Origin of the sequence: Microcystis wesenbergii FACHB-1317 (genome assembly GCF_014696875.1) — a bacterium.
GTDB lineage: Bacteria > Cyanobacteriota > Cyanobacteriia > Cyanobacteriales > Microcystaceae > Microcystis > Microcystis wesenbergii_A.
Genome location: NZ_JACJQV010000007.1, coordinates 1 through 2,587, shown reverse-complemented (window position 1 = coordinate 2,587; position 2,587 = coordinate 1). Strand labels below are relative to the sequence as shown.

Below are 2,587 nucleotides of genomic sequence, written 5' to 3'. Positions count from 1 at the left end.
ACCAAAGAATTAGAACAATTGCCACCTTTCAACGCAGCGTTCTGAAACTTTGCCCAAATGGGATGTGACGGTTCTGCCCTCCTAGCTGGCATCTTATTTTTACGCAAGTCCCTAAGCTGACACGGAACTGTCTGTGCTGCCTTTTTTCAAGAAAATCAGCCGCTAATAGATTGGGTAAATGCCCAGCCCTTAGCCCCCATAGTCACAAGTCTTGGGGATGGTCATGATGGAATCTGGAATCTCATGGCTCAGATAGGGGAAAGCTATCAAAGAAGAGAAGTTCTCGACTGGTTTCACTTGAACGAAAACTTACATAAGGTGGGAGGTTCTAATCAAGTCCTCAAGCGGGTGGAAAATCACTTGTGGGCAGGAGAAATCGATTTAGGCTATTAGGAATTGAAAGATTGGAAAGGCACAGGGGGGGTCAACTTTCGGGCTTATGTGAACAAGCACCGCTCCCGAATACCTGATTACGGTTTGTATCAGGAATTGGGAATCTGTATCGGCTCAGGCAGTGTCGAGTCAACGATTAAGCAGATTAGCGCTCGGATGAAAATTGTCGGAGCGCAGGGTCAAGCGGAAAATGTGCCACAATATTTAAAGCTCCGTTGTGCTTATCTCAATGGTGCTATAGCCCCAGGCGTAGCTTCGTTGGTCGCTTAAGCATTTATACTTATTGCACAAGTGGGATGCTCCCTCCAGAAAACGGGTTTCTTGAAGAAACCCGTTTTCTCAGTTTCTCGTAGTGTTCACTACAAATTTTCCTACTCTGTCTTTTTCTTTCTGTTTTTCAACCTGCGGAATGTGGTATGATAAATGAAAACCTAAAGAAAATTAATCTAGGCGGTAGTCACTGATAACTGAAATGACCTCTCCCCGGCTCTCTCCTACGAGGAGAGGGAGAACTACAGGGCGCAACTAGATGTCCTAACTTGACAACATCTACCTTACTGCTTGTTCCAAGGCTCTGTCTTGGAACATAATATCTAAGTGGGCATTGCCCATCACTATAAGATGTTTTATTTGGGCTTGATAGCCCACCTTAAGCTGATTGAGGTACAATTAATAGATTTTTGGCAAAAGTCCGGCTCTTCTCGACTTTGTGTGATAATTTTTGCTTATGTAAGGTTAAATGTTTACTGGGCAAGACTTTTAGGACTATTTTGTGGAAGAAACTATCAGTATAGACCTCGTTTCCACACAGAAACCAGAAGAGCCAAAGTCCTAAATCCCTCAATCCAAAATCCAAAATTAGAAATCGTCAATTTCTCTGATTTATGCAAGAGGTCTAATGTGAAATATCAAATTCAATTCAAGCCTAAAGCTATCAAAGACTTAGAAAAAATGTCTTCTCAAGAGCGGACTCGGATTATGGCTAAAATTGAAGCAATGAAGGATAATTTACAAGGAGATGTCAAGCAATTAAAGAATTTTACCCCTAATTATCGGTTAAGGGTGGGTAACTATCGAATTCTGTTTGAGGTTGGAGAAATAACTTTAGTGATTTATCGTGTTAAACATCGACAAAATGCCTACACTTAAATTAAGGAGAAAACAATGATTGAATTACATCCGGAATTCTTAATCAAAAATGGCAAAAAAGAATTTGCTGTTTTAACTTATGAGGAGTTTATGAAAATTAAAGAAATCTTAGAAGACTTAGAGGATTTGGAAGATTTAATACAAGCAAAAGAAGAAGAAAAGGATAGTCAAACTTATTCTCTAGATGAGGTTAAGAAGATGCTAAATATTGATTGATTGGTTGTATCTTGTTTTAATCTCGAAATAATTAACCTCCTATCATCGTTTTATCAATCTTGTCATTATCGTTATTGTAGTGGGCAATACCCACCACCACCCCTGGCTAAGAGTTTAAAGATGAATTGGTGGGCAGTGCATCGCCCTACGATAAGATGTTATTATTGGATTTGGGTGCGGCTCTTTTAGAAAGACGTATGGCAAGTCAAACAAGCATCGCTGTGTGTCTTGAAGTAGTAGAACAACAAGCTTGAATCACAGTTGTGAGCAAATGAACACCATCTTGATACAAAGCCAGCAATTCTCATTTTGAAGAAGAGAAGAACTAAGTTCTCCTTTTAAAATAGAGAACTAACCGAAAATCCCCCTGTTTCCTTTGCTCTTTTCCTCCTAGATTTATAGGCTACATACATACTACACAAAAACGAACATAACCGACCGTTCCTAATTCTTTTTTTTATCAAAATTAGGTATTTTTTCTTTTCTTTCTTAGTTAATTTATTGACTTTTGTTCCTCACTCTCATAATTTTTGTTGTGACTTATTTAGCTTGTATTAATGAATTTCTTTTGCTCACCTTCTGATATTATATAAACAAATAACTCTGACCAATCTTCAAACCATTCATATTTGACCAAAGCTCTAATATCATTAAAAAAGGTTTTTCTTTTCTCTAATTTTTGTCGGGCTTTTTGATAGAGTTCATTAACTAATTCTCTGGAGTTTAGACTATGAGAAAACGTCTCAGATAACAAAAAATAGCTGAGATTGAATAAATTGAGTCAAAACTTGGTCTAAGTTACCCTACTTTTTGTTGTTTTTTGTGAACT

General features: G+C 37.9%; 3 protein-coding genes and 1 pseudogene. All 4 read left to right on the top strand.

Going from position 1 to position 2,587, the window contains the following annotated elements; translation table 11 throughout:
* Nucleotides 1-120: 120 nt before the first annotated feature.
* Nucleotides 121-663: pseudogene (locus tag H6F92_RS25555) on the top strand (ISKra4-like element ISMae18 family transposase); the annotation flags it as partial.
* Nucleotides 664-1,293: 630 nt separating this feature from the next.
* Nucleotides 1,294-1,542, top strand: a complete 249-nt coding sequence (locus tag H6F92_RS26660; protein WP_190356374.1) for a type II toxin-antitoxin system RelE family toxin — start codon at nucleotides 1,294-1,296, stop codon at nucleotides 1,540-1,542.
* Nucleotides 1,543-1,557: 15 nt separating this feature from the next.
* Complete coding sequence (locus H6F92_RS00120; RefSeq protein WP_012265925.1) at nucleotides 1,558-1,758, top strand: hypothetical protein; 201 nt, start codon at nucleotides 1,558-1,560, stop codon at nucleotides 1,756-1,758.
* 128 nt (nucleotides 1,759-1,886) lie between these two features.
* The gene (locus H6F92_RS26420) at nucleotides 1,887-2,012 is read left to right on the top strand and encodes a hypothetical protein (protein ID WP_265795437.1); all 126 of its coding nucleotides are present in this window, start codon (nucleotides 1,887-1,889) and stop codon (nucleotides 2,010-2,012) included.
* The last annotated feature ends 575 nt before the right edge of the window (nucleotides 2,013-2,587 follow it).

Excerpts from the sequence above, each read along its gene's own strand:
- H6F92_RS00120 (WP_012265925.1), top strand. The coding sequence starts at position 1,558 with ATGATTGAATTACATCCGGAATTCTTAATCAAAAATGGCAAAAAAGAA.